Annotated in this window: 19 protein-coding genes; 4 read left to right on the top strand and 15 right to left on the bottom strand. The window is 66.9% G+C overall.

The genetic code is table 11. The features are described from left to right. Positions 1-15: 15 nt before the first annotated feature. The 14 genes from NWF24_RS32510 to NWF24_RS32445 form a co-directional block, all read right to left on the bottom strand. On the bottom strand, positions 16-378 hold the full coding sequence (locus tag NWF24_RS32510; RefSeq protein WP_258352116.1) for a DUF3325 domain-containing protein: 363 nt from the start codon (positions 376-378) through the stop codon (positions 16-18). Further along, positions 375-2,042: a PepSY-associated TM helix domain-containing protein gene (locus NWF24_RS32505; protein WP_258352115.1), complete on the bottom strand. Its 1,668-nt coding sequence runs from the start codon at positions 2,040-2,042 to the stop codon at positions 375-377. The genes NWF24_RS32510 and NWF24_RS32505 overlap by 4 nt, the downstream gene beginning before the upstream one ends. Then, the gene (locus NWF24_RS32500; protein WP_309148849.1) at positions 2,039-2,428 is read right to left on the bottom strand and encodes a DUF3649 domain-containing protein; all 390 of its coding nucleotides are present in this window, start codon (positions 2,426-2,428) and stop codon (positions 2,039-2,041) included. The genes NWF24_RS32505 and NWF24_RS32500 overlap by 4 nt, the downstream gene beginning before the upstream one ends. 64 nt (positions 2,429-2,492) lie before the next feature. Next, positions 2,493-3,845, bottom strand: a complete 1,353-nt coding sequence (locus NWF24_RS32495; protein ID WP_258352114.1) for an esterase-like activity of phytase family protein — start codon at positions 3,843-3,845, stop codon at positions 2,493-2,495. Positions 3,846-3,915: 70 nt separating this feature from the next. Continuing rightward, complete coding sequence (pbpC, locus tag NWF24_RS32490) at positions 3,916-6,201, bottom strand: penicillin-binding protein 1C (RefSeq protein ID WP_258352113.1); 2,286 nt, start codon at positions 6,199-6,201, stop codon at positions 3,916-3,918. Positions 6,202-6,344: 143 nt separating this feature from the next. After that, complete coding sequence (locus NWF24_RS32485) at positions 6,345-12,356, bottom strand: alpha-2-macroglobulin family protein (protein WP_258352112.1); 6,012 nt, start codon at positions 12,354-12,356, stop codon at positions 6,345-6,347. Between the two features lie 309 nt (positions 12,357-12,665). Further along, entirely contained in the window at positions 12,666-13,142 is a 477-nt protein-coding gene (locus NWF24_RS32480) for a DUF2269 family protein (RefSeq protein ID WP_258352111.1), read from the bottom strand. Position 13,143: 1 nt separating this feature from the next. After that, a complete protein-coding gene (locus NWF24_RS32475) occupies positions 13,144-13,527 on the bottom strand; it encodes a DoxX-like family protein (RefSeq protein ID WP_258352110.1) in 384 nt (127 codons plus the stop codon). After that, positions 13,524-14,648 carry a saccharopine dehydrogenase family protein gene (locus NWF24_RS32470; protein ID WP_258352109.1) on the bottom strand — a complete coding sequence of 375 codons (1,125 nt, stop codon included), beginning with the start codon at positions 14,646-14,648 and terminating at the stop codon, positions 13,524-13,526. The genes NWF24_RS32475 and NWF24_RS32470 overlap by 4 nt, the downstream gene beginning before the upstream one ends. Beyond that, on the bottom strand, positions 14,645-16,288 hold the full coding sequence (locus tag NWF24_RS32465) for an FAD-dependent oxidoreductase (RefSeq protein ID WP_258352108.1): 1,644 nt from the start codon (positions 16,286-16,288) through the stop codon (positions 14,645-14,647). The genes NWF24_RS32470 and NWF24_RS32465 overlap by 4 nt, the downstream gene beginning before the upstream one ends. 6 nt (positions 16,289-16,294) lie before the next feature. Beyond that, complete coding sequence (locus NWF24_RS32460) at positions 16,295-17,851, bottom strand: polyamine aminopropyltransferase (RefSeq protein ID WP_258352107.1); 1,557 nt, start codon at positions 17,849-17,851, stop codon at positions 16,295-16,297. Further along, complete coding sequence (locus NWF24_RS32455) at positions 17,848-18,066, bottom strand: DUF350 domain-containing protein (RefSeq protein WP_019653703.1); 219 nt, start codon at positions 18,064-18,066, stop codon at positions 17,848-17,850. The genes NWF24_RS32460 and NWF24_RS32455 overlap by 4 nt, the downstream gene beginning before the upstream one ends. A gap of 57 nt (positions 18,067-18,123) precedes the next feature. Further along, positions 18,124-19,605, bottom strand: coding sequence for a DUF4178 domain-containing protein (locus NWF24_RS32450; RefSeq protein ID WP_258352106.1), 1,482 nt, complete (start codon positions 19,603-19,605; stop codon positions 18,124-18,126). A gap of 103 nt (positions 19,606-19,708) precedes the next feature. After that, positions 19,709-20,758: an SPFH domain-containing protein gene (locus tag NWF24_RS32445; protein ID WP_093055034.1), complete on the bottom strand. Its 1,050-nt coding sequence runs from the start codon at positions 20,756-20,758 to the stop codon at positions 19,709-19,711. A gap of 177 nt (positions 20,759-20,935) precedes the next feature. Here NWF24_RS32445 and NWF24_RS32440 point away from each other — a divergent pair, with 177 nt between their 5' ends. The 4 genes from NWF24_RS32440 to NWF24_RS32425 all read left to right on the top strand — a co-directional run bounded on the left by NWF24_RS32440 (position 20,936) and on the right by NWF24_RS32425 (position 24,575). After that, positions 20,936-23,284 carry an NADP-dependent malic enzyme gene (locus tag NWF24_RS32440; RefSeq protein WP_258352105.1) on the top strand — a complete coding sequence of 783 codons (2,349 nt, stop codon included), beginning with the start codon at positions 20,936-20,938 and terminating at the stop codon, positions 23,282-23,284. A 180-nt stretch (positions 23,285-23,464) separates the two neighbouring features. Then, positions 23,465-23,878, top strand: a complete 414-nt coding sequence (locus NWF24_RS32435; RefSeq protein WP_093055030.1) for a ribonuclease domain-containing protein — start codon at positions 23,465-23,467, stop codon at positions 23,876-23,878. Positions 23,879-23,928: 50 nt separating this feature from the next. Further along, positions 23,929-24,354: a barstar family protein gene (locus NWF24_RS32430; RefSeq protein WP_086011111.1), complete on the top strand. Its 426-nt coding sequence runs from the start codon at positions 23,929-23,931 to the stop codon at positions 24,352-24,354. A gap of 77 nt (positions 24,355-24,431) precedes the next feature. Further along, complete coding sequence (locus tag NWF24_RS32425) at positions 24,432-24,575, top strand: hypothetical protein (RefSeq protein WP_176928788.1); 144 nt, start codon at positions 24,432-24,434, stop codon at positions 24,573-24,575. A gap of 68 nt (positions 24,576-24,643) precedes the next feature. Here the strand turns inward: NWF24_RS32425 and rsmA are convergent, their stop codons facing one another. Next, the gene (rsmA, locus tag NWF24_RS32420; protein ID WP_258352104.1) at positions 24,644-25,408 is read right to left on the bottom strand and encodes a 16S rRNA (adenine(1518)-N(6)/adenine(1519)-N(6))-dimethyltransferase RsmA; all 765 of its coding nucleotides are present in this window, start codon (positions 25,406-25,408) and stop codon (positions 24,644-24,646) included. Position 25,409: the final 1 nt, after the last annotated feature.

Raw genomic sequence — 25,409 nt, 5'->3', positions numbered from 1 at the left:
GGCAGGCGCTGCGCATCACGCCGTGATCGACGCGGCCAGCAGCAGGCTGCACAGCGTGACCGCTGCGGCCGCGAATGCGATCCAGTGAAAGCGGCGCGGCGCATAGCTGAGCAACCCCACCGTGGATAGCGCTGCCGCCGTGAGCGCACCCAGCCAAAGCACCCAGCCAATCGTGCTGCCCGCCACCCGCAGGCTCGCGACCAGCGACAGGCACAGCAGCACGGCGCCACCCAGTTGCAGCCAGCGCCGCCACGGGCCCGGCGTGCTGCCGCGGCCGAAGACGTCTTCGCTGTGGCGGTCCATCGCAAGGCTCAGCGCGCAGAAGCCCGCAAGCGATGCGGCGAACACGAGGCCGAGGAGCAGCGAGTCGCTCGTCATGAGCCCTGGCCCGAAGTGGCAAGCGTCGATGATGGTGGTGGCGTCTTCGCCGCCGCCTGCTTCGCAATCGACTTGCGGCGCTTGCGCTCCACGAGCCATGCAGCGCCCGCGAGCCCCAGGCCCAGCGCGATCACGACCAGGTCGAAGCCCGCCACCGAGGTCGGGCCGTTGCGCAGGCTCACCGTCAGCGGCGCGGGGCCGGTGAACGCATTGAGCACCGGCAGCCCCGCGAACAACAGCGCGCCCAACGCAAGCTGCGCTTGCCACATGCGCAAGGTGGGCCGCAGCAGGCCCAGCACGGCGGTCGTGCCCCAGACGATGAAGAACCAGCGGATCTCCGCTTCGCCACGCTCGACCACATCGACTGGCAGCAGGCGGTTGGCCCAGAAGAAGGCAGCCATCGCGACGGGCAGGCCGGCGACGGCGCCGAGGTTCAGTCCATCGACCAGCCGCAGCCCGAAGCTGACGCGGCCGCCCTGCTTGAGCGTCTTCGCGAACTTCTGCCGTTCCTTCACGGCCCACATCAGAAGCCCCGTCGCGACCATCAGGCAGCCCGCGAGCCCCGAGAGGAAGAACAGCGCGCGCAGCAGCGGATCGCCGAAACGGCCGATGTGCAGGCCGTAGAGCACGCCGCGCGTCTCGGCCGCCGGTTTGGGCACATCGCCGAACGCGCCGATGAGCGCGCCGGTCGCGCCGTTGAACTGCATCGACGGCTGGTCGTACGACAGCTGCGGCCCCTCGGCGCGCGTGAGCGAAACCACCGCGTTGGCGTCGTTGGGCTGATGCACCGTGACGCGGCCCACCGCCGCGCCGCCCCAGTGCGCGGAGGCCTGCGCCATCATCGGCGCGATGGGCGCTAGCGGCACCCTGTTGCCCGAGGCCTTGAACTGGTCGCGGCCACTGCCGGGAAAGGCCTCGGAGAAGAAGGCCTGCTCGCCGCCGCGGTCCTTGTAGGCCACCTGCGGACCCCAGGGCATGTACATGAACATCAGCGTGACCAGGCCCGTGTACGTGATCATCAGGTGATAGGGCAGCGCGAGCACGGCGGTGACGTTGTGCGCGTCGAGCCACGAGCGCTGGCCCTTCTTCGGGCGGAAGGTAAAGAAGTCCTTGAAGATGCGCTTGTGCGTGACGATGCCGCTGAAGATGGCGACCAGCATGAACATCGCGCAGAAGCCGACGATCCAGCGTGCCCACAGCGCGGGCATGTAGTGCAGGTCGAAGTGCAGGCGGTAGAAGAATTCGCCGCCCCGCGTGACGCGCGGTGCGCTGATGGCTTCGCCGGTGGCGGGATCGAGCGAGGCGCGGTCGAAGCGGCGGCGGGGCTTCTCGCCGGCCTTGGCAGTTGCTGCAGCACCGGCCGGTGCGGGCGGCGCGAGGTACAGCACGTCGGTCGACGGCTGGCGCTCATTCGGCAGGTTGATGAACCAGCGCGGGCTGTCCGCAGCGCGTTGCTGCAGGTAGGCTACGGCGCTCTCGACGGCCTTGACCGGCGGCACGGCGTTCTGCGCGACCGCGTGCAGCTCCGGCTTCATCCAGAACGTGATCTCGTCCTTGAAATACGAAGCCGTGCCAGCCGCGAACACCATGAACAGCACCCAGCCGACCAGCAGGCCCGACCATGTGTGCAGCCAAGCCATCGACTGGCGGAAGCCTTCCTTCATGCGGCGCCTCCGGTGGTGCGCATGAGCAGCAGCAACAGCAGGGCCAGCGGTGCCGCGACGATGACGAGGCCGGACCAGGCCCGCAGCGCGGTGCGCGCGGCAAAAACCCACATCACCGCGAACGCGAAGATGGCGAAGGAAGCGAGCGTGCCGGTCATCGCGGCTTCGCTGCGGGCCATGCCGAAAGCGGCAGGCAGGCAGAGCGCAAGCACGGCGGCGGACAGGGCGGCGACGCCGTAGCCGCCGAAGATGGCTGCTGCTGCGCGAGAGGCCACGCCGAGGCGATAACGAACGCCGATGGTCACGGCGCGCGCCGGACGGCGGGCGGGGTCGTTCGGGGATTCATGAAAGGGAAAAGGGCTAACGAAGATGAGAATGATACTCATCTGGCAAGAACTTTTCCCTACCGCCCAGTCTGCGAGCCGGGGCTTTCGCCCCGGCCAGGGCAACTTACTTCGCCTGCAGCAATGCCCCGACTTCCAGCAGCACCAGCTCGTTGTCATCCGCCTTGTTCGGCTCGCGGCTGCTCGAGAAGGGCAGGTTGTTGTCGTTGCCGACCACGATGTGCGTGGCGTCGACCACGTCGACGTTTTCGATCGTGAAGAAAGGGAACTTCAGCACGCCGTCGTTCAGCGGCTTGCGTGCGAGCTTGTCGGGGTCGGCGATGTTCAGCAGGTCGATGTAGCCGATCTTGCGCACCGGGCCGCCCACGTTCGCGTCGCTCAGCTCGACCTTGTAGACGCGCTTGAACTTGGCGATGTCATGAAAGCAATCGGTGCGCTTCTGGCCTTCGGGGCAGGCCTTGTCGCTCGTGCCTTCGCCGTTGTCGCGCTCGATGATCAGGCCCGTGGTGCCGTCGATCATGTTGAAGTCGCCGATGGCGTTGCCATTGGCTTCGAGCACGTATTTCCAGTGGCGGCCGGTCCACTTCTCGGTGGCCACGTCGAACTCCAGCACGCGCAGCGCTTCCTTGCCTTCGACCTTTTCGTAGTCCTTGGCCTCGGCGTTCCACACCGGGCCTTCGAGCAACGCATAGAGCTTGCTGCCGTCCTTCGACGAGGCCATGCCTTCGAAACCCTTGGAGCGTTTGATCTGGAAGTCGACCGCGCCACCCGGTGCGCCCGGCGTGGTCACGGCCGGATGGTCGGGAGAGCGCACGACCTTGCCGTCGACCTGCGTGTCGAACACCGCGAGCACCTTGCCCTTCAGGTCGGCCTTGATGAGGAAGGGGCCGAATTCTTCGCCGATCCACAGCGCGCCGCCGGCAAACTGGAAGCTCTCGGGGTCGAAGTCGGAGCCCGTCAGGTAACGCTGCTTCGTGCCTTCGTGGACGATGCGGAAGGGCACCTTCTTGTCGGGGTCGTGCAGGAAGATGGTGTTGATGCGATTGAGCTTGCCGCCCTTGAAGTCCACCTTGTAGTGGTTCAGGTAGAGCATGAAGTCGGGCGAGTTGGCCTTCGCGCCCGCACCGTTGTCGGTGAGGATCCAGAAGCTGCCGTCGTCCATCTTCTTGATGCCCGAGTGGCCCTGCAGGGGCTGGCCCTTGAAGGGCACCGACACGCCGGTGCCGCGGCCGGCCGAAAGACCTTCGACCGTGCCGACCGCTTCGACGCGCTTGCCGGTCGTGAACTTGCCGCTGACCTGCAGGTCGGCCGGCGCATCTTTGGGCGCGGCCACAAAGCTTTGCGCGGGCAGCACGGCGTGGCCGGAGAGCGTGGCGGGGAAGGCGGTCTGTGCGGCCGCGGCGCCGCATGCGAGCGCAGCGGCGAGGGCGACGAAGGACAGGGAAGCAAGACGCATCATGAGCAGGAAAGTGTTCAAGTTAAAGACACGCGACCATGCCGAGAAGGCATGACGCAGCCATGACATCCCTTCAAGGTGCAATGTCGACCGTCACCTCGCGCGACTCGGCGCGCCCCTGGTCGTCGACCGCGCGCAGCACATAGCGCCGGCCCGACGCCGCGAGGTCGGGCATCCACGTGATGCCTTCGCCGGGCGCGGCGCGGCCGATGAGCGCGTCGTCAGCAAACCAGTAGATCGTCTGCGTGCCCGCAGCGGCCTCGGCGCGCAGCACCAGCGGCTCGGGCTTCTTCGCGCGCAGCGTGTGGCGCACGCCGCGCAGGGGCGAGGTGATGAGTGGCGCGCTTTCAGGTGCGTCGCCGTCTTTCTCGCAGCCATCGGCCGGTGCGCTCGCGCGCGGCAGGCCGGCCTGTCGGAACAGGCGGCGCATGTCACTGCCCCATTGCTCCACCACCTGCTGGCGCGCGTTGGGCTGCGGGCCGCAGACCACCTTGCCGGTCGTCTCGTCAACCCACACCGCGCGGTGCAGGTTGCTGACCTGGATCGGCGACTTGCCGGCGATGAACCACGTCATGGTGCGCACCGGGCACAGCGCGTCGGGCAGGCCGCCCGTCGCAGCGCAGACCTCGACCTGCCTCAGATCCGGCGGCTGGCGCGACGCGACCTCGCCGGGGTCGAGCCGCTCGGCGCGCAGCGCATCGACCATGCGCAGGAACAGCGGCGCGGCCGCATCGACGCCCACCAGCGCGGGGTTGCTGGTGCCATCGAAGTTGCCCACCCACACCACCAGCACGTGACGGCCGAACACGCCGGCCGTCCATGCGTCGCGAAAGCCCCAGGACGTGCCCGTCTTCCACGCGATGGCGGGGCGCGCGGGCAGCGTGGTGTCGGGGCGCGGCGTGTGGCGCAGCATGTCGAGCGTGATGAAAGAAGCCTCCTCGCTCAGCAGGCGCAGCGGCTGCGTGGGCCGTTCGTCGGGCGCGGGCTGCGTGTAGCGAATGGGCTGCGAGATGCCGCCGTTGGCCAGCGTCGCGTACATGCCCGCCAGCTCCTCGGGCGTCACCTCGCCACCACCCAGCACCAGCGCAAGGCCGTAGTGCGATTCGCTCTGCAGCTTCTGCACGCCCGCGAGCCGCATGAAGTCGTAGAGACCCGGCTTCGAGAGCTTCGCGGCCAGGGCCACCGCGGGCACGTTGCGGCTGCGGATCAGCGCCTCCTGCGCCGGCAGCGGGCCGGCGAAGCGATGGTCGAAGTTCTCGGGCGTGTAGGGGCCGAAGGAGGTCGGCGCGTCCTTCAGCATCGTCTTAGGATGCAGCAGCCCCTGGTCGAGCGCCAACGCATAGATGAAGGGCTTGAGCGTGGAGCCCGGCGAGCGCTTGGCCAGCACGCCGTTGACCTGGCCCGAGATGGCGTCGTTGCGAAAGTCGGCCGAGCCGATCATGGCGCGCACCTGCATGGTCGAGGCGTCGAGCAGCAGCGCGCTCGCATTCGTCATGCCCACGTCGGCATGCGTGCGCAGGTACTGGCCCATCACGCGTTCGAGCGTGACCTGCATGCGCAGGTCGATGGTGGTGCGCACTTCCTGCACGCCGCGCTCCTGCGCAAGCAGCATGTCGGTGGCGTGCGGCGCAAGAAAGGGCAGGCTGCCGCGCGACTGCGCCGACAACGCAAGCTGCGCATCAGGCGCGTGCTGCTTCGCGGTCGGATCGCGCTCGGCCCACAGCGCCCACAGGCGTTCGCGTGCTGATTGCAGCTCGGCATTGCGGCCGCGCTCGGCGATGCGCTTGACGGGATTCTGCGGAATCACGGCGAGCGTCAGCGCCTCGGGCAGGCTGAGCTTGGCGGCGTCCTTGCGGAAGTAGATGAGGCTCGCGGCCTGCACGCCTTCGATGTTGCCGCCGTAGGGCGCGGTGTTGAGATACGCCTCCAGGATGTCGTGCTTGCTGAAGCGCGCTTCGAGCCACAGCGCCGCGAATATCTGCGCGACCTTGCCGGTAGGCGTGCGGCTGTCGATGCCGTAGACGCGGCGCGCGAGCTGCATCGTGAGCGTCGAGCCGCCCTGCCTGCGCTCGCCGCTGGCAATGCGCCAGGCGCTGCGCGCCAGCGCGGCGGGGTTGACGCCTGGGTGCGCATAGAAGCGCCGGTCTTCGTACAGCAGCACCGCGTCGACCAGCGTGGGCGAGATGCGATCGAGCGGCACCCAGAGCCGGTATTGCTCGTCGCCTGCGAGCGTGAGGCGCAGCAGCTCGCCGCCTTGCGCATACACGGCGCGGGAGCTGCCTACGGTTTCGCTCAACGGTGCGTGCGGCCAGAAGCGCAACAGGGCGAGCAATGCGGCGATGAGCGCCAAGGCAATCACGGCTTTCCTCCCTCTCCCTCCGGGAGAGGGTTGGGGTGAGGGCGGCGGCGATGGATCGGGCACGGTGGTCATGGTGACGCTGCACCCTCACCCTGGCCCTCTCCCGCAAGCGGGAGAGGGGACAAAGGCGGGGCTCGCTGTTTTCAATTCCCCACCACCTGGAAGCGCGCACCCGCCGAGCGCGAGAACACGCGCCGGTCGTACATCGCCTCGCCATACGCCGCCGGCACCACGTAGTCGCCGACGTTGGTGGCGCGAGCCTTGTAGGTCACTTCGAGCAGGTCTTTGTTGACGCTGCCGTAGAACACGACGCGGTCTTCGCGGATGTCGGCGTATTGCACCTTCCACGAGCCGCCTCCGCCCAGGCGCTTCTTCCAGATCGGCGCGTCGGCGTTGGCATCGTCGTCATCACCCACGGCCTGCAGCACCGGCTCGAGGCCACCGGGCAGCACGTCGACCAGCGCCACGTCATTGAGCTGCGCGCGCTCCAGGCTGCGCACGCGCACCCGCACCGTGACCTCTTCGCCGAGCTTCGCCTTGGTGATCGGGTTGCCCTTGGCATCGAGCACTTCATGGAAGATTTCGAGGCCCTTGTTCACCGCCGTGGCGGGCACGTTGCGCTCGAAGCCCTGCTCGGCCCAGCTGTAGTACAGGTTGAAGTCGCTGTCGTTCGACAGCTTCAGCTTGGCAGTGCCGGCCGGCACCGCGGCGCGCGTGATCGGGTTCACCGCACCCAGCGCGAGCGCTGCGGCCTGGCCTTGCGCGTTGACGGCGCTCGCCGTGAGCTTGCCCTCGACGTTCTGCCCCACGGCCTCGAAGTACGAATCGACCGCGAGCAGCATCGAGGCCGACGACAGGCTGTTGTACCAGCCGTCGCGCACCATCGCCGCCATGCCTTCCCACACCGCGGGCTTCAGCGTCTTCAGGCGCGACGGGAAGTGCCGGCCCACCAGGTGCAGCGTCATGCTGTCGTGCACCAGCGGGTCGTAGTAGGCACCCCAGACGTTGCGGCGCTGTTTCTTCTCCGTGCGCGCGAGCAGGTCGGCCCACACCGGGTTGAGCAGCTCGTTGGCCACCTGCTCCTGCTTCACGAGCTGGTAGCTCGCGGCAAGGTAGACGGCGCCGAGGTCGTCGCTCCAGCCCTGCGTCTGCTTGCTGCGCCATGCTTCGCGCAGGTTGGCCAGCGCGGCCGGCGCGATGATGCCCTGGCGCGTCAGCAGGTAGGCGGCCTGCGTGCGCTGGCGCCAGCCGTCTAGCGAAGCGTCGCCGCTGCCGAGCCAGCCCTGCAGGTAGGCGTTCGCCTTCTGCAGCAGGTCTTGCGGCACCGGCAGCTTGTGGTCCTTGGCTTCGACCAGCAGGTGCACTGCGTACAGCGTGGCGAAGGCATCGGTGCCGGCGCCGGGCCACAGCGAGAAGCCGCCGTCGGCCGTCTGCCGTGCACGCAGCTGCACGAGGTAGCGCTCGAAGGTCTTGCGCGCCTCGGGCATCGGGCCCTGCTCGGCCGTGCGGCCGCGCGCCATTTCCTTCACCAGCTCGGGGCGACCCGCGAGCAGCACTGCAGGGAAAGTCTGGCTCGTGATCTGCTCGGTGCAGCCGTGCGGGTACGCCTCCAGATACTGCATGAGCCCGGTCGCGAAGGCCCACGGTGCAGCCGATACGGCCACGTCGCTCTGGCGGAAGTTCGGGTACAGGTCGGCCTGGCTCGACAGCTCGCCCGCGCGCTGGAAGCTGCCGGCCTGCACCAGCGTGACGAAGGGCGATGCGGGCCGCACGCTCACTTCGGTCGACAGGCGCGCGCTGAAGGTCTTGTGCGTCGAGGTGAACACCAGCGCGGAAGAACCCAGCACCGCCTGTTCGCCCGGCTTGGCACGCACGTTGAACCTGGTGCTGGCTTCGCCGCGCTCGTTGACCTTGAGCGTCTGCGTGGCGTCGCCCACCACTTCGAGCCCGCCGGAGGCGGTGAGCGTGAGCGCAATAGGCGCTTCCTTGCCCGAGCCCACGATGTTGTTCGCAAGGCCCACGCCCACTTCGACCGTATCGCCGGGCGCCATCGCGAGCGGTGCGTTCGGCAGTATCACCATGTCGCCGCGCACCACGGTGCGGGTGGTCTTGGCGGCGGTGGTCTCGTCGTTCACTGCCACGGCCATCACACGCAGGCTGCCGTTGAAGCTCTCGGGCACGGTGTAGCTGAACTCGCGGCTGCCGTTCACGTCGACCAGGCCCGACCAGTAGGCCACCGGCTTGTCGCGCTTGCGCTTGAACGGGTTCAGGTGCTTGCCGAGTTCGCCTTCTCCGTCGCCGCCGGGTGCGGCGCCCTGCATGAGCTTCTTGAACTCCGGCAGGATCAGGTCGAGCGTCTGCAGGGTGCCGACTTCGAGCGCGCGCTTTTGAAAGAAGTGCTTCAGCGGGTCGGGCGTCTTGTAGCGCGCCACCTGCAGGATGCCTTCGTCCACCGCGAACACCACGGCGCGCGTGGGCTTGTCGCTGGTGAGCTTCATCTTCACGGTCTGCCCCGGCTTCACCAGTTCGCTGCTGGTGAGCTGCAGGTTGGCGGTGCGCTTGGTCAGCGCGGTGGCGAAGGGCACGACGCCGTACGACAACGGGCTCATGTAGACCTCGTCAGAGGCTGGGTCGCGCACGAAGTGCACGTTGATGTAGCCGGTGCCCTCGAAGTCCTTGGGCAGCACGATCTTCTGCACCGAGGCGGTCTTGTCGGTCTTGAACCATGCGTGGGCATAGACCTTGTCGCGCTCGATGGTGATGAGACCCGCACCCACGTACGGCGCGCGGATGCTCACCGCAATCTCCTGCCCCGGCTCGTAGTCCTTGCGGTCGAGCGTGAGCTGCAGCTCGGCGTTGCGGTCGAGCGAGCGCGATACGTTGGCATTGCCCGCCACGCTGTACTCCACGCGGTTGAGCTCCAGCCCCTGCGAATTGCGCACCACGTAGGCGAAGTTGCCGGGCGCGCTGGTGTCCAGCGCCACGTTGTTGCCGGCCGCGGCGATGGCGAAGGGCTTCTCGTCGAGCACGACTTCCTTGCGGCGCGACTCGTAGCGGTACAAGCCGTTGTCCTGCTTGATGAGCACCGACAGCACCTTGCGCTCCACGCGCTCGATCTTCAGGTCGGCCACGGCCGTCTTCTTCGCCTGCGGGTCGATGGCGATCACGGTGGCGTTGCGCGCGGCGCCCTTGCTCACGTAGCCGACGTCGCCGTCGACCTTCACGCCGACGAGGTAGGGCATGTCGCTCACCAGCGTCTGCGCCTCGGCCGACACGCTGCGCCCGCCCTCGGGCTCGAAGGCCTTGGCGAGCACGTGCACCTGGTAGGTGGCGGCGTCGAAGCGCGACAGGCGCAGGTCGAACTCGGCCTTGCCGTCGGCGCTGGTCTGAACGCTGCCCAGGTCGTCGACCTGCTTGTCGGCGGCGCGCTGCGGATCGAAGAAGGCGTAGTCGGTGAAGGCGCGGAACATCGGGAAGCCGGGGCTCAGCGTAAGCGTGCCTTCGACCTTGCGATCGGGCGCAGGCGTACCGAAGAGGTTCTGCACGTCGATGAGCGCCTTCAGGTCCTTGGGCTTGACCCAGCCCTCGGCAATCTCGCTGCTGAGCTTGGCCGTGACCTTGGTGCGATCGGGCAGGAACTCCTGCACCTTCACCGTGGTGCTGCCGATCAGCAGGCCTTCGACCTCGGGCGTGCCGGGCGACGATTCGCGCGGCAGGTAGAGGTTGACGGTGTAGTTGCCGGTGGGCGATGTGTCTTGCGTGGTGTGGGCAATTTCCGCCGCACCGCCGGGGCCGAGCTTGAGTTTTTCGCGGCGCACGCTGAGGCCGCGCGCATCGATGATCTCGGCTTCGAGCGGCAGGTCGCGCAGCGAGGTTCCCCAGTTGCCGGCCTTGACCATCATCGCGATGTGCATGGTGTCGCCGGGACGGTAGATGCCGCGGTCGCTGAAGACATAGGCCGTCATCTGGTTCGGCACGCCGGCCGCACGCAGACCGCCGACGTCGAAGCGGGAAATGTCGAGCGTGCGGTCGTTGCGATTGAAGGGCAGGAAGCTCAGGTCGCCATCCTTGCGCACGACGAGCACCACCGGTGCCTTCTCTCGCTGGTAGCCGGCGAGGTTGGGCAGCTTGGCGGCGCCCGTCGCATCTGTGGCCTGCGACGCGACGATCATGCCGTTGCGGCCCCACACCTCGACCAGCGCGCCGGCCACGGGCTGGCCGTTGGCAATGCTCTGCACGAACACGTCGCGCGTGCCGTCGAGCGACTTCTTGGCGACGATGCCCAGGTCGGTGACGAGCACGAGGCGCTGGTCGAGCTGCTGCTCGGGGCTACCGGCTTCGCCGTTGCCTTCTTCGTCGGACGACTGTTCTTCCTGCTGCTGTTCGTCTTCGGGCTGAGCTTGCTGCTCATCGCCCTCGGGCTTCTTCTTCGCCTTGGGGTCGTAGCCCTGCACCTTGAGCAGGAACACGCCGCGGCGGTCGGCCACGTCGTTGCGCAGGTACTCGGCGAAGTCGACGGTTTCGTAGTGCGCCTTGCCGGCGGGAATGCTGAGCGGAATCTCCTTCTGGAAGCGGTCGACGAGGTTGTCCGACTGCAGGCCGCTGTAGAACTGCGGATGCGCGAAGTCGCCGTTGGTCTGCGTCACCAGGTGCTGCAGCTGCTGCGGCAACAGGCGGCCGATTTCGAGTCGGATGCCGGGCAGGTCGCGCACGAGGATCGGCAGCTTGCGCTCGCCCGACAGTGCAAGCAGCGAGCCCTGGCTCATGATGGTGAGCTCGGGTGCGAAGGTCTTGAGCAGGCGCACGTCTTGCCGTGCAGCGCCGAGCTGGTAGCCACCGGGCGTCTTCAGGCCCTTGGCCACGCGCACCAGCAGGTAGCGGCCGCCCTCGGCCTGCGGCATGCGGAAGCTGACCATCTCCGTCACTTCGCGCTCGCTGGCGATGGGCTGCAGGTTGATCTTTTTGGCACGACGCAGCACGGCGTCGGTGACCTTCGACGGATCGGCGGACCAGTCGAACTTTTCGTCGGGGTCGCCCTTGGCTTCTTCTGTCACGGGCAGGAGCCAGGCCTGCACCACGCGTGCCATTTCGCGCTCGTGCACAGGCATGGAGGCGGCGACGTGCATCACGTGCTCGGGCTCGCCGTTTTCACCGGTGACGATGGTGGGTTCGATGCTGGCGATGCTCAGGCTGAAGAGGCCGGGGATGTCGACCGCGCGGGACATGTCGGCGCGCAGCGCCGGGCCGCCCTTCTGCGCGACCGTGCCGGAGGTGAGGCTGAGAATCGCCGGGCGCGTCTTCTCGGGAATCGGCAACGGTTCTGATTGCAAGGTGGCGTTGAGGCGCAGCTTGTCATAGCTGACCGTGAACTTCTCGCTCGCGCACTTGCCCACGCTGAAGAACGAGGTGCTGCAGGGCTGGTCGTAGGTCAGCACCAGGCGCTTCTCGAACTCGGCCGTGTTCACGGGGTGCGAGAAGTGCACCTGAAAGAGCGCGCGGCGCACATTGGCCTGCACCGGGTCTTGATAGAACTCTGCGGCGTTGATCTGCGCGGTGAATTCGGGCGAGATGAACTCGTACTTGCGCAGCGCCATCTCGATGTGCGGCGCGAGTGCGCTGTCGGCGATCTGCACCTTGTACGGCTGGCCGATGGGCCAGTCTTGCGCGGGCAGGAATTCAAGCCGGTTCTGCTTGGTCCACGTCCAGCGGCCGGCAATGGCGGGCTCGATGGTGACGCCGGTGGCCTCCTGGCCGATGCGCGCAATGGGCGCCACCGAGGCCGAGAAGTTGATGACGAAGGGGTTCGGGCTCCTGTCGAGCTCGATCTGCGTGCGCTGCGGCGGCTCGGTCTTCGCGGTGGCAACGACGGGTTCGACTCGATCGGGCGTGAGGCCGTGCCACCACTTGATCACATGGGGGCTGGCCATCCAGCCGGCCAGCACGAGCAGAAGGAGCAACACCACCCAGGCCAGCCGCTGCTGCAGCCACTGCAGTCCGAAGAGCAGGAAGGCGCCCGCGATGCGCAGCCAGCCCGGTGGTCGCCAGGAACCGATGAGCCCACGGGCCACCGGACGCAGAAAGCCGAGCACGCGGCCCAGTCCGGTGAAGAGCACGTCGCTGAACGACGCGAGTTTTCGATTGGCGACTTGAAGCATGGACGCTCCCACTGTGTTTTTGTTGGCGTCCGCGAGTTTGCGGACCATCTGTGAAGCAATGGCGCTGTGTGTGAAGTCTTGGTGAAAACTGCACAGGCCTGCGCGGGGCCTTTATCTCAATGATTCATGGCGGGGCGTTCGGGGCGCTCCTGTTCGGGGGGTGTGCGAAGGACACCGGGTGCTCCCCTCCGCGAATGTCCCCCGGCCTGCGGCCTCCTCCTTTATTTCGCTGCGGGGAGCACCCGGCGCCCTTCGCACAATGGGCGCGGCTGTTCCATCGACGAAGTGAGGAGAAAGCGGGTTTTCATCTCAGAACGAAAGCTGGGGCTTGTTCACCATCAGGTAGAACACCACGACCATGGCCACGAAGGCCGGGTAGCCGAGCAGTTCCCAATAGCGTTGATAGCGCGCGTAGAGCGGCGGCAGCGGTGTCGCCTCACGATGCGCCTGTGCCGCGATAGCGGCCATGCGAATCTGCAGCCACACCACCGGCAGCCAGCAGATGCCCGCGAACACGAACAGCCCCAGCGACAGCGCGAGCCACGGCGTGGACAGCGGCCAGCCCGCCATGTGCGCCAGCGCGAAACCGGTGGCCGGCTGGAGGATGACGGTGGGCGTGGTGAACCACCAGTCGGCGCGCACCACCAGCCGACTCACCACCGCCTGCGCGGGCACGCTGCCGCTGCGGTTGGTGAAGAACATGTAGAACGCCGAGCCCAGCCCCGTGCCGACCATCAGCACGCTGGAGACGATGTGCAACCACTTGAGGACGAGGTAGGTGTTCATGTCATTGCGCTGCACGGCGGTACAGGTGCCAGAGCAGGGCGGCGATGGGAAGGTTCTTGAGCAGCGGGCCGAGGGGATGCAGCCACAGGCTCGGCTGGAGCATCGTCGCCACGAGGGTCATGGTGAGCATCAGGGCGAGGGCCGCCAGGTAGACGATGCGGCCGGGTCGCAGCCACAGGGCAAGACCGATCGCGAGATCGGCCGCCGCGCCGCCGACGATCAGCAACTGCACCAGCCACTGCGGCGAAGCAATGCCCGCTTCGGCCAACACTTGGCGGCTCTGCCCGTTCAGTTCGACGATGCTGGCGACGGCAGTGAAGAGCCACACGGCGACGAGGCTGAGGCGCGGCAGGCGGTCGGTCTCGTCGGCGGGGCTGCTGCTCATGCGGTGGCTGCGCCTTTTTCTTCGACCACGTCGGTCACCATGCCCCAGTGCGCGAACTCGGGCTCGAACTCGGACAGGGCGAGCAGGCCGGCACAGGCATGCGCGCCCACGGGCAATGCATCGTCGCCGCGCGCGAGGCGCCTGGCCAACAGGATGGCCGCCATGCAAGGAATCTCGGGGCCGTGGTTGTCGTCGGCTGCTATGTGCCAGGCGCGGCGTGCCGGCATGCCCCGCGCATCCGTGCCTTCCACGCGCACGACCATGCCGCCCAGCGCAGTGCCGAGCGCGTCGAACACACCGCCGGCCGAATGCAGTAGCGGCGCCAGCTTCTGCGGCGCGGGCAGCAGGCCCATGCGGTGCATGAACGCCATGAAGGCGAAGGCATGCTGCGCCAGCCCGACTTCGAGTGCGGCGCGGAACATCACCGACTGCACGCCGGCATAGCGCACAGGAAAGAGCTCGAGATCGGGAATGTCGCAGAGCGCACCGCGGCGCGGCTTCATGCGCGCGAACTCGACCTCCACGGGGTCGGCCCAGCCGGGTTGCTCGATCCAGCGGCCGCCTTGCCAGACGCGGATCGGCTCGCCGCAGTAGGCGAGCACGCCGGCCAGCGTGGCCTCGCCGCGCGGCGCGCCTTGTGCCGGGGCGATGCAGATGTCGATGCTGCGGATGCCCTGCCAACCGGCAGTGAGACGGTCGACCACCGCCGAGGAAAGTGCCGGCACTGTGCTGGCCCCGCTGATGGCTGTACGGCCCGCATCGCGGAAGGCAGCGTCTTGCGCCGACGGAAAGTCGCACACGAAGCGCCGGCCATCGGCCAGGTCGATGTAGTGCGCGCCCGCCGCCGCGACGGCCTGCGGCACGCGGTAGTCCTGGCCCTGAAACGGGCCGGCCGTGTGGATCACCAGTTGGGCGCCCAACTCGCGCAAGGTGCTCGCGAAGTCGGCGGCCTGCACATCGATGCGAACCCCGCGCGCGCCGCCGCCCAGCGATGCCGCGAACGCCGTGGCGCGCTGGGCATCGCGCCCCGCCACCAGCAGCTCAATGCCCGGATCGCCTGCCAACGCGCGAGAGATGCGCGCACCGAAGTTGCCATAGCCGCCGAGCACCAGCGTTTTCATGCCGCTGCCGCGTCGCCGCCCGCGACGTGCCCGCGCGTGAACGCCTCTTCGAAGATCGAGTAGCCCGACCAGTCGGCATGCGCGAAAGACAAGCGGCCCGCCACGACGCTACCGCGATGCGCCGCGTCCGGCGCGGTGCGCTGCGGGCCGATCCGCGCCAGCAGGCCGGGCCGGGGGATGGACATGGCATGCCCATAGCGCGTGATATCGATACGCGTCGCGAGCGAAGGCAGATCAGGATGCGGCGCCGACAGCTCCGCGAGCAGATCGTCGCGCCAGCCGGTCCACGGGCGCTCCAGCAGCAGCTTGCGGCCGTCGGCGGTGTCGTAGCTGCTCGGGCCCAGCGGCCGATACCAGCTGAGGACGGTGCCGCGCGGCGTTGGGTCGAGCGACTGGTGGCGTGCGTCGACGTAGCCCAGGCCCTTGGTGCCATAGATCACGTTGTCCCAGCTCGGCGCGGCGCCGGGCCGGTCGGCCAGTGGGCCGCGCAGGTGCACGTTGGCCACGAGCCAGGGGGCGTAGCGCACGTGCGCGGCGGCGGTCTTCAGCACCTCGGGCGGGTTCTCGACCACGCGCGCGGCGATGAACACGGGCAGCGCGACGATGCAGCGCTCGGCCTGCCAGCGCACGAGGGACTTCGTGGCCGCGTCCCACGCATCGACCTCGACGCCACCACGCACTTCGGCGATACGCGTGACGACCTGGCCTGTGCGCAGGCGTTCGCCGAGCGGCTTGGCCAGCTGCTTCGTGAGCCAGCCGTTGCCTTCGGGCCAGGTGAGGATGCCGTCGCGCTCGGGGCTCGAGTCGTTGACGCTGCCTGTCGGATCGCCGGGCGCATGGAAGCCGTGCCGGCTCGCGAAGTAGTGGATGCCGGCCCAGGCCGACACCTGCTCGATGCCCGCGCCGTAGTCGTCGCGGCAGCAGTAGTCGAGGTACCAGCGCAGCTGCGCGTCGCTGAAGCCTTCGCTGTCGAGCCAGCTGGCGAAGGTGATGGCGTCGAGCGCCAGCAACTCGGGCGTGACGGCGACCTTCAGCGTGGGAATGGCGAAGTGCGCGGCGTGCTGCAGCGCGTCGATGCGCTGCGCGAACTTGCGGTACTGCGCGAGCGTGCCTTCGCCCACGCCGTGCGTGGGCAGCAGGCCGTCCTGCCACTCGCCATGGATGAACAGGCGCTCCTGCGGGCTGTGGCAGAGGGTGACTTCGTCGTATTCCCAACGGCCCGCCACACGGCGGCGCAGGCCGAGCTCTTCGAGCAGGTCTTGCACCTCGCGCGCGTCGTCGCCGGGCACGGGCAGGTAGTGCGCACCGAGCGGGCAGGCGATGCCGTTGACGATGCCGCCGCGCGCGTTGCCGCCGGCGGTGTCTTCGAGTTCGAGCAGGGTGAAGTCGTCGACGCCTGAAAGCCGCAGGGCACGGGCGGCGGCGAGGCCGGCAACGCCACCGCCAGCGATCACCACACGGGTGCGCTTCACGACCGCAGGCGCCTGGCTCTTGAGTGTGCCGTCGCGCATTGCATGGCCACGCGTGACATCGATGCCGGTGAAGCCGCCTTCGATGGGCGGTGTCGGCGACTCGCAGCCCGCGAGCGCGAGGGCGCCCGCCGCACCTGCCGCCACGCCGAGGAATTCGCGCCTTTGCATGGTCGGCTAGTGCGCCATCACCTTGCCCCACTCCTGCTCGTAAGTGGTGACAAGGATCTGGTTCGACAGCCGGTTCACTTCGGCCGGCACGCGCGCCATGTCGAGCGGAAAGTCGAACATCAGCGGCAGCGTGGAAGGCGACAGGAAGCGCAGGCCCGAAGGCAGCGCATCGGGCATGCGGTACGGCCGGCGGCTCGCGATGATGTAGCCCCACTCGCCGAAGCTCGGCACGTGTGCGTGGTACGGCGTGGCGCGCAGGCCCACCGATTCGATGGTGGTCGCCACGGTCCAGTAGCTCTTGCGCGCGACCAGCGGCGAAGTCGTCTGGATCACCGCGTAGCCGCTGGCCGACAGGCGCTTTTCGAGCAGCGCGTAGAAGCTGTTGGTGTAGAGCTTGCCGATGGCGAAGTTGGTCGGATCGGGAAAGTCGACCACGATCACGTCGAACATGTCGCCCGGCTGCTGCAGCCACTGGAAAGCGTCGGTGTTGACGATCTTCACCTTGGGCGACGAGAGCGAATGGCCGTTGAGCGCAGCCAGTGTCTCGTGATCGGTGAAGAGTTTGGTCATGTTCGGATCGAGCTCCACGAGCGTGACCGACTCGACCGAGGGGTACTTCAGGATCTCGCGCACCGCCATGCCGTCGCCGCCGCCGAGCACCGCGACTTTCTTCGGCGCGCCTTGCGCGGCCATCACCGGGTGCACCAGCGCCTCGTGATAGCGGTACTCGTCGCGCTCTGCAAACTGCAGGTTGCCATTCAGGAACAGGCGGTGCCCGAGCAGCCCGCGTGTGACCACGATGCGCTGGTAGGGCGAGGTGGCGCTGAAGACGATGCGGTCCTGGTAGAACTTGTCTTCCGCCAGCGTGGTGATGTGGTCGGCCCAGACGAAGGCCGCCACCAGCGCAGCCAGCGCGAGAAAGCAGGCCATCGCATGCGCACCGACGCGGCGCAGCTCATGGCGGAACAGCCACAGCGCCCACACCGCCACGGCCGCGTTCATGAAGCCGAACAGCAGGCCGGTGCGAATCATGCCGAGCTGCGGCACGAGGATCAGCGGAAACGCCACCGACACGGCCAGCGCGCCGAGGTAGTCGAAGGTGAGGACCTGCGACACCAGGTTCTTGAGCACGATGTTGCGCTTCAGGATGCGCATCACCAGCGGAATCTCGAGCCCCACCAGCGTGCCGACGACCATCACCAAGCCGTACAGCAGCAGCCGGAAAGCACTCGGCACGTAGGCGTTGGCAAGAAACAGGATCGCCGGCAGCGCGCCGCCGATCAGCGCCACCATCAATTCAATGCGAAGGAAGTGCGCCGGCAGTTGCCGGTCGAAATAGCGCGAGAGCCAGGAGCCCACGCCCATGGCGAACAGATAGGTGCCGATGATGGTGCTGAACTGCAGCACCGAGTCGCCGAGCAGGTAGGAACTGAGCGCGGCCGCGCTCAGTTCGTAGACCAGGCCGCAGGCAGCGACCACGAACACGCTGGCTAGCAGCGCGATCTCTACGGGTTGCGGCCCCCGCGCATCCGGGGTGCGCGCGGGCAGGGCCGCGTCGTTCAATGGATTGCTGCGGCGACGATGATGCTGATGCCCAGACTCATCGCGGCAACCACCAGCCCCAGCGCCACGTTCTGCTTCTCGACGATCTCGCCCCACAGGTCATAGGGCGTGATCTTGTCGATGATCAGGAAGCAGAGCCAGAAGATCACGACGCCGATCAGCGCGTACACGAGCGATCCGAGGACCACGCCCGGTTTCAGCCATTCAAATCCCATGGGGACCTCCAGTCGTAGTAGTGAGAGACGAGACAGACATCGCGTGCATCTTCGCCGTCATTTGTGGCCGCCGCCACTCGAAGAGCCGCCATATGAGCCGCCCGAGCTGCGATAGCCGCTCGACGAACCGCCGCTGCAGGTGCTCAGGATGATCAGCAGGATGATGATCACGACGATGATGAGGATGATGGTGCCGCAGCCCAGCCCGGAGGCCGCGCTCACGGGCAGCGCGTCGGCGCGCTTGAACATGTCCTTCTTGGTGTCGAGCTTGAAGGCGGTGGCCACCGCGCCGCTGTCGATCTTGCTGCCCGACGACCACGTCAGCTCGTTGGCCGAGCGCTCCATCGACAGCAGTGCGCCGCCGTTGGCGAAGTCTCGGTTGAAGGTTTTCTGCCCGCGCTCGACCTGCCAGTAGAACTCGCCCGCCACGTAGGTCGTTTCGGCGTTGTAGGCGTACTGCTGCTGGTAGCGCTTGCTGAGGTAGGTGGCGGTGCTGCCGTTCTCAGCCATCACCGGCGCGCCGGTGGTCGGCTTGACCATGCTCCAGCCGTCTTCCGCATCGACCAGGAAGCTGAAGCCGCGCTTCTTGTTGTAGAGCAGGTACTCGTCCCAGCCGAACTGCTCGTCGTCGCCGGGCTCGCTGCCCATGCGGTGCTGGAAGCCGACCACCTGCCACTGCGCGCCCTGCAACTGCCCCATGCTGCCGAGCGCGATGAGCGGGCGCACGGGCTCGTCCTGCGTGGCGTGCCTGAGCTCTCCGCCGATGCCCTGCGACAGGTCGATGATGCTGTTGCACGAACGGCAGGTGATGCTCTTGCTGTCGGCCAGGTTGACGGTGACGGGCGAGCCGCAGTTGGGGCAGTTGAAGCTGCGGCCCTTTTCGTCCTTGGCGGACTCCTCGCGCAGGCCGGTGAGCTGCAGGTCTTCGAGCTGCACCGAGCGGCCGAGGTAGGCGCCGGGCGTCGCGGTGCCGTAGTCGATGCTGAGCACCAGCCCCTTGTCGTTGCGCAGCTCGACCATCGCGAAGGGGCGACCAAGCTCGGGCAGGTGCGGCAGTTCGCCTTGCGCAGAGGTCAGCGCCACCTGCTCGTTCGAGGTAACGGTGTAGCTCTGGCCGGCGAAGGCCGTGGTCGCGCTCACGCGCAGCTCGTTCCAGGGCGGCGCGGCGCGCTGGAGGTCGAAGGGCAACGCAAAGACGTAGGCGCCGTTGTCCTCGCTGAGGATCGCGGTGCGGTCACCGTCGAGCGCGGCGATCCATTCGGTCCAGCGGCCGCCCGGGTAGGTGTACTGCAGCCGCCCGATCAGCGTGAAGGGCTTGTCCTGGATGCGGCCGGCGGCGAACAGCTGCAGCGGGCTGAAGTCGTCGAACAGCTCGGCCATCTTGCCGGTGCGCGCAAGCGTGTCGCCCTGGCGCACAACGGTGCTCTGGCAGTAGGGGCAGACCGCGTGCGTCGATTGCGCCGAGCGGAATTCGACCGGCGCGCCGCAGCCGGGGCAGGGCGCGCGGTAGTAGCGTTGGTTGCCGGTTTCCTCAGCCATGGCACATCAGCCATGGCGTGGACGGCCACGAGTTTTTCAAGCCAATGAGGCTTCTGACGCCCGTCGAACGGGCGTCAGGCGCTATCGGGAACATAGCGCCGGGTCAGACGAGCTTCTTGAGTAGTTCGACCTTCTTGGCGTCGAACTCTTCCTGGGTGAGGATGCCCTTGGTCTTGAGTTCGCCGAGCTTCTCGAGCGTGGTCATCACGTCGGTGGGGCTCACCACGGCCACGGCGGGTTGCTGCTGCGTCGCCGCGGCCTGGGCCGCCGCGTTGGGGCTCAGGCCCTGCGCGAGGTTCTGCGCGAGCACCTGACCGAGCGCCACGCCGGCGCCCAGGCCCATCGCGTCGCCCGCGATGCCGCCACCATTGGCAGCGCCTTCGGCGAACTTGGGAATGGCCTGCGCCGTCTGGTACTGCATGAACTTGCCCATGTCGTTGCCGACCATGCCCATGCCGATCTTCTGGTCGAGGATCTTCTGCAGCTCTTCGGGCAGCGAGACGTTCTGGACCGTGATGTTCTCGAGCTTGATGCCGATCTTCTCGAACTCGGGCACGAGCTGCGCAGCGAGCGCCTGCGCGAACTGGATCTGGTTGGCCGCGAGGTCGAGGAAGGGCACGCCGCTGGAGGCGATGGCGTTGCTGATGTTCTGCAGCACCAGTCCGCGCAACTGGCCGTCGAGGTCGGCCACGGAATAGATGTCGCGCGTGCCGGAGATTTCGGTGTGGAAGGCCTTGGCATCGCCGATGCGGAAGGAGTAGTTGCCGAAGGCGCGCAGGCGCACGGCACCGAAGTCCTTGTCGCGGATCGTGATCGGCTGGGGCGTGCCCCACTTCTGGTCGACCTGCTGGCGGGTGCTGAAGAAATAGACGTCGCTCTTGAAGGGGGACTCGAAGAGCTTGTCCCAGTTCTTCAGGTACGTGAGCACGGGCAGCGTCTGCGTCGTGAGCTTGTACATGCCGGGGCCGAACACGTCGGCCACCTTGCCTTCGTTGACGAAGACGGCAACCTGCGACTCGCGAACGGTGAGCGAGGCGCCGTTCTGGATTTCCATCTCCGCCATCGGGAAGCGCCAGGCCAGCGTGCCATCGCCGGTCTCGGTCCACTGGATGATGTCGATGAACTGTTTCTTGATGAAATCCATCAGGGCCATGGTTGCTCCTCGTCAGGTTTTTTCAGGTTTTATCCGAACCCTGCATATTGCCACAGCGACTTGACAGCGCACCCGTGCTTTTGGTCATGGTTGGCACCGGCCATGCGGTGTATGGCTTTACGAACCGAGGTCTACAATCGGCGCCCCCAGAAGAAGCGCCACCAGGAGCTACGGCACATGTCAGATTCGACCCCCTCGACCTCATCGACTCCCACGCCCGAAGACAAACGCGCCGAGTTGCGACGTGCCGCCCTCGAGTACCACGAGTTTCCCGTTCCCGGCAAGATCGCCATCGCGGCGACCAAGCAGATGGTCAACCAGCGCGACCTGTCGCTGGCCTACTCGCCCGGCGTGGCCGCGCCCTGCGAGGAGATCGTCAAGGACCCGGCCAACGCCTTCAAGTACACCTCGCGCGGCAACCTCGTCGGCGTCATCTCCAACGGCACTGCCGTGCTCGGCCTGGGCGACATCGGCCCGCTGGCTTCCAAGCCGGTGATGGAAGGCAAGGGCGTTCTCTTCAAGAAATTCGCCGGTGTCGACGTGTTCGACATCGAGATCGACGAGAAAGACCCCGTCAAGCTGGTCGAGATCATTGCCTCTCTGGAGCCGACCTTCGGCGCCATCAACCTCGAGGACATCAAGGCACCCGATTGCTTCTACGTCGAGCGCGAACTGCGCAAGCGCATGAAGATCCCGGTGTTCCACGACGACCAGCACGGCACGGCCATCACGGTGGCGGCCGCCATGCTCAACGGCCTGAAGGTTGCGGGCAAGGACATCGCCGAAGTCAAGCTGGTCACCTCGGGCGCAGGCGCCGCGGCGCTGGCCTGCCTGAACCTGCTGCTCAAGGTGGGCCTCAAGCGCGAGAACGTGTTCGTCACCGACCTGGCCGGCGTGGTCTACGAAGGCCGCGAAGAGCTGATGGATGACGACAAGCGCCAGTACATGCAAAAGACCGACATGCGCAAGCTGGCGGAAGTGATTGCAGGTGCCGACGTGTTCCTCGGCCTGTCGGCCGGCGGCGTGCTCAAGCCCGAGATGGTGGCGAAGATGGCGGCCAAGCCGGTGATCTTCGCGCTGGCCAACCCGAACCCCGAGATCGCGCCCGAAGACGCCCATGCGGTGCGCAACGACGTGATCATGGCCACGGGCCGCACCGACTACCCGAACCAGGTCAACAACGTCCTGTGCTTCCCGTACATCTTCCGCGGCGCGCTCGACTGTGGCGCGACCACGATCACCGACGAGATGGAAATCGCCGCGGTGCGGGCCATTGCCGAGCTGGCGCAGGCCGAGCAGAGCGAGCGCGTGGCCGCTGCCTACGTGGGTGAAAAGCTGTCTTTCGGCCCCGAATACCTGATCCCGAAGCCTTTCGACCCGCGCCTGATGATGAAGATCGCGCCGGCCGTGGCCAAGGCGGCCGAAGAAAGCGGCGTGGCGTCTCGTCCGATCAAGGACATGGACGCCTACCGCGACAAGCTGCAGAACTTCGTCTATGCCTCGGGCACGACGATGAAGCCGATCTTCGAAGCCGCCCGGCGTGCCGCCAAGAAGCGCGTGGCGTACTGCGAAGGCGAGGAAGAACGCGTGCTGCGCGCCGCGCAGATCGTGGTCGATGAAGGCATCGCGCGCCCGACGCTGATCGGCCGTCCGGCCGTCATCGCGCAGCGCATCGAGAAGTTCGGCCTGCGCCTGAAGGAAGAGCTGGACTACGACATCGTCAACGTCGAGCAGGACCACCGCTACCGCGACTTCTGGCAGACCTACCACCGCATGACCGAGCGCAAGGGCCAGACGGTGCAGACCGCCAAGATCGAGATGCGCCGCCGCCTCACGCTGATCGGCGCGATGCTGCTGCACAAGGACGAGGTCGACGGCATGATCTGCGGCACCTGGGGCACCACGCTGATCCACCTGCACTACATCGACCAGGTGATCGGCAAGCGCCCCGGCGGCTGCGAAAGCACGCCGCAGGACGTGCCGGTGTACGCCTGCATGAACGGCCTGCTGCTGCCCGACCGCCAGGTGTTTCTGGTCGACACGCACGTCAACTACGACCCCTCGCCCGAGGAACTGGCCGAGATCACGACCATGGCGGCCGAGGAAATGATGCGCTTCGGCCTCAAGCCGAAGGCGGCCCTGCTGTCGCATTCCAACTTCGGCACCAGCAACGAGCCCAGCGCCATCAAGATGCGCAAGACGCTCGACCTGCTGCGCGTGCAGGCGCCCTGGCTCGAAGTGGACGGCGAAATGCACGGCGACGTGGCGCTGGACAGCAAGCAGCGCGCGGTCGTCATGCCGCACAGCGCGCTGGCGGGTGACGCCAACCTGTTGGTTTTCCCGAACATCGACGCGGCCAATATTTCCTACAACCTGCTCAAGACGGCGGCAGGCGGCAATATCGCGATCGGCCCGGTTCTGCTTGGTGCGGCCAAACCTGTGCACATTCTCACGGCCAGCGCGACTGTTCGGCGCATCGTGAACATGACAGCCTTGACAGTGGCTGACGCAAACGCCGAGAGATAGGCCATTTGGCGAGAGTGGCCGCCAACTTAAAGCGCCACTCGATCCTCTCGCGACTGCTCAAACTTTGAGCAGTCGCTTGCTATTTTCGCCAGCGTGGTGCACACTCGCGGGCTTGAATTTGCGGGTTAACCCGACGTTGATCGCCGATTCGAACCCCCCGCTCTTTTCTTGTGGTGCCCCATGGCGGCTTACGCCTCGATCACGTCCTCTGTCACAAAGTTTGCGCTCACCAGTCTGATGCTGGTGGCGTTGACGACGGGGGCCGAGGCCCGCGGATGGTTCGGCGCCGGAAAAACGTCCACCGAGGAAACGATCGCACTGTCCGAATTGCCGGCGCAGGGCCAACGAACCTACCAGGCCATCCTGAGTGGCGGTCCCTTCCGGTATGACAAGGACGGCACGGTGTTCGGCAATCGCGAGCGTCTTTTGCCACCCGCACGCCGCGGCCACTACCGCGAGTACACGGTTACGACGCCCGGTTCGCGCAACCGTGGTGCACAACGAATCGTCTGCGGCGGTGAACAACGCACGACGCCTGAGGCCTGCTGGTACACCGCAGACCACTATGCGAGTTTCAGACGGATTGCGCCATGAGCGATGAAAACGACCTGAGCGGCGCCCCGAAGCGCCCCGAAGAAATGATGATGACTATGGAAAGACCAGCGGAGATGACCTTATCCCTTCGTGCCGTACGCCCGAACATCGTGCAATCGATCCGCGCGTTCCGCGTGAACGACCTGCAGGACGCGGCCAACGCGGCCGGCCAGCACTTCCTGTACGCCAACCTGGGCAACGCCCAGACCAAGCAGGACGTGCTCGACCTGATCGCGCAGCAGTTCACGTTCCCGGCCCACTTCGGGAAGAACTTCGACGCGCTGTACGACTGCATGACCGACCCGTTGCATAAATCGGGCCCGCAGCCAGGTTTCGTCATCGTGCTGGAGCAGATCCCGGCAAACGCCAAGTTCGACAAGGAAGCGCGCGAGCAGCTGCTCGACATCTTCCGCGACGCCTCGGACTACTGGGGCGACCGCAAGGTCCCGTTCCGGTGCTTCTATTCTTTTCTGTAGCCCGTTCTGCATCTACCAGCCAAGCAGAACGGGCGAACGAGGCTCAGCCGAACGCTGAAACCCTCGATGGCATCGAAGTGAACACCACCGCAACCGCAGCGGCAGCCTCCACCGAACCGGCCGGCGAAAAAATGCCGACCGACAAACTGGTCGACGTGTCGCCGCTGGCGCTGCGCATGAGCAGCCCCTTCAATGCGGGTTATTGGCTCGCCGCCGCATAAGCAAGCAGGCTTAGGCGTTTGCAGCCTCCGTTAAAAAGCCCGTCGCAGACGGGCTTTTTTCATGGGTTTCACGGGATGACGGCCTGGGCCAGAGCGACGTATTCGTCGACCGGCACTTCCTCGGCTCGCCGCTGGACATCGAATTCACCGGCAAAGCCGTGCTCCTGCAGCCACTTGCCCAGCGTGTGGCGCAGCAGCTTGCGGCGCTGGCTGAAGGCAACCTGCACGATCTCGCCCAGGCGGGCCGCATCGACCGCCGGCGGCGTCGACAGCGGCACCATCCGTACCACGGCGCTGTCCACGCGCGGTGGTGGGTCGAAGCTCTCGGGCGGCACGAACAGCACGTTCTGCATCTCGTAGCGCCACTGCAGCATCACGCTCAGTCGGCTGTAGTCCGAGGTGGCGGGCCTGGCCACCATGCGGTCGATCACTTCTTTCTGCAGCATGAAGTGCTGGTCGGCAACCAGATGGGCGCTGCCCAGCAGGTGAAACAGGATGGGCGTGGAGATGTTGTAGGGCAGGTTGCCCACCACGCGCAGCGGCTTGGCCGGGAACCTGGCGGCCAGCTCCGCAAAGTCGACCTTGAGCACGTCCGACTCGATCACGTCGAGCTGCGCATGCTCGCGCAGGCGCTTGGCGAGGTCGCGGTCGAGTTCGATCACGGTGAGGCGGCCCAGCCGCTCGACCAGCGGCTGCGTCAGCGCCGCGAGCCCCGGCCCGATTTCGACCATGGCGTCGCCAGGCTGCGGCGCGATCTCGCGCACGATCGCATCGATGATCCCCCCGTCGGACAGAAAGTGCTGCCCGAACCGCTTCCTGGCGATGTGTGCCATC

The organism is Variovorax paradoxus (genome assembly GCF_024734665.1).
Classification (GTDB): domain Bacteria; phylum Pseudomonadota; class Gammaproteobacteria; order Burkholderiales; family Burkholderiaceae_C; genus Variovorax.
The sequence above is the reverse complement of the archived record's forward strand: the minus strand, read 5'-3'. Positions and strand labels throughout refer to the sequence as shown.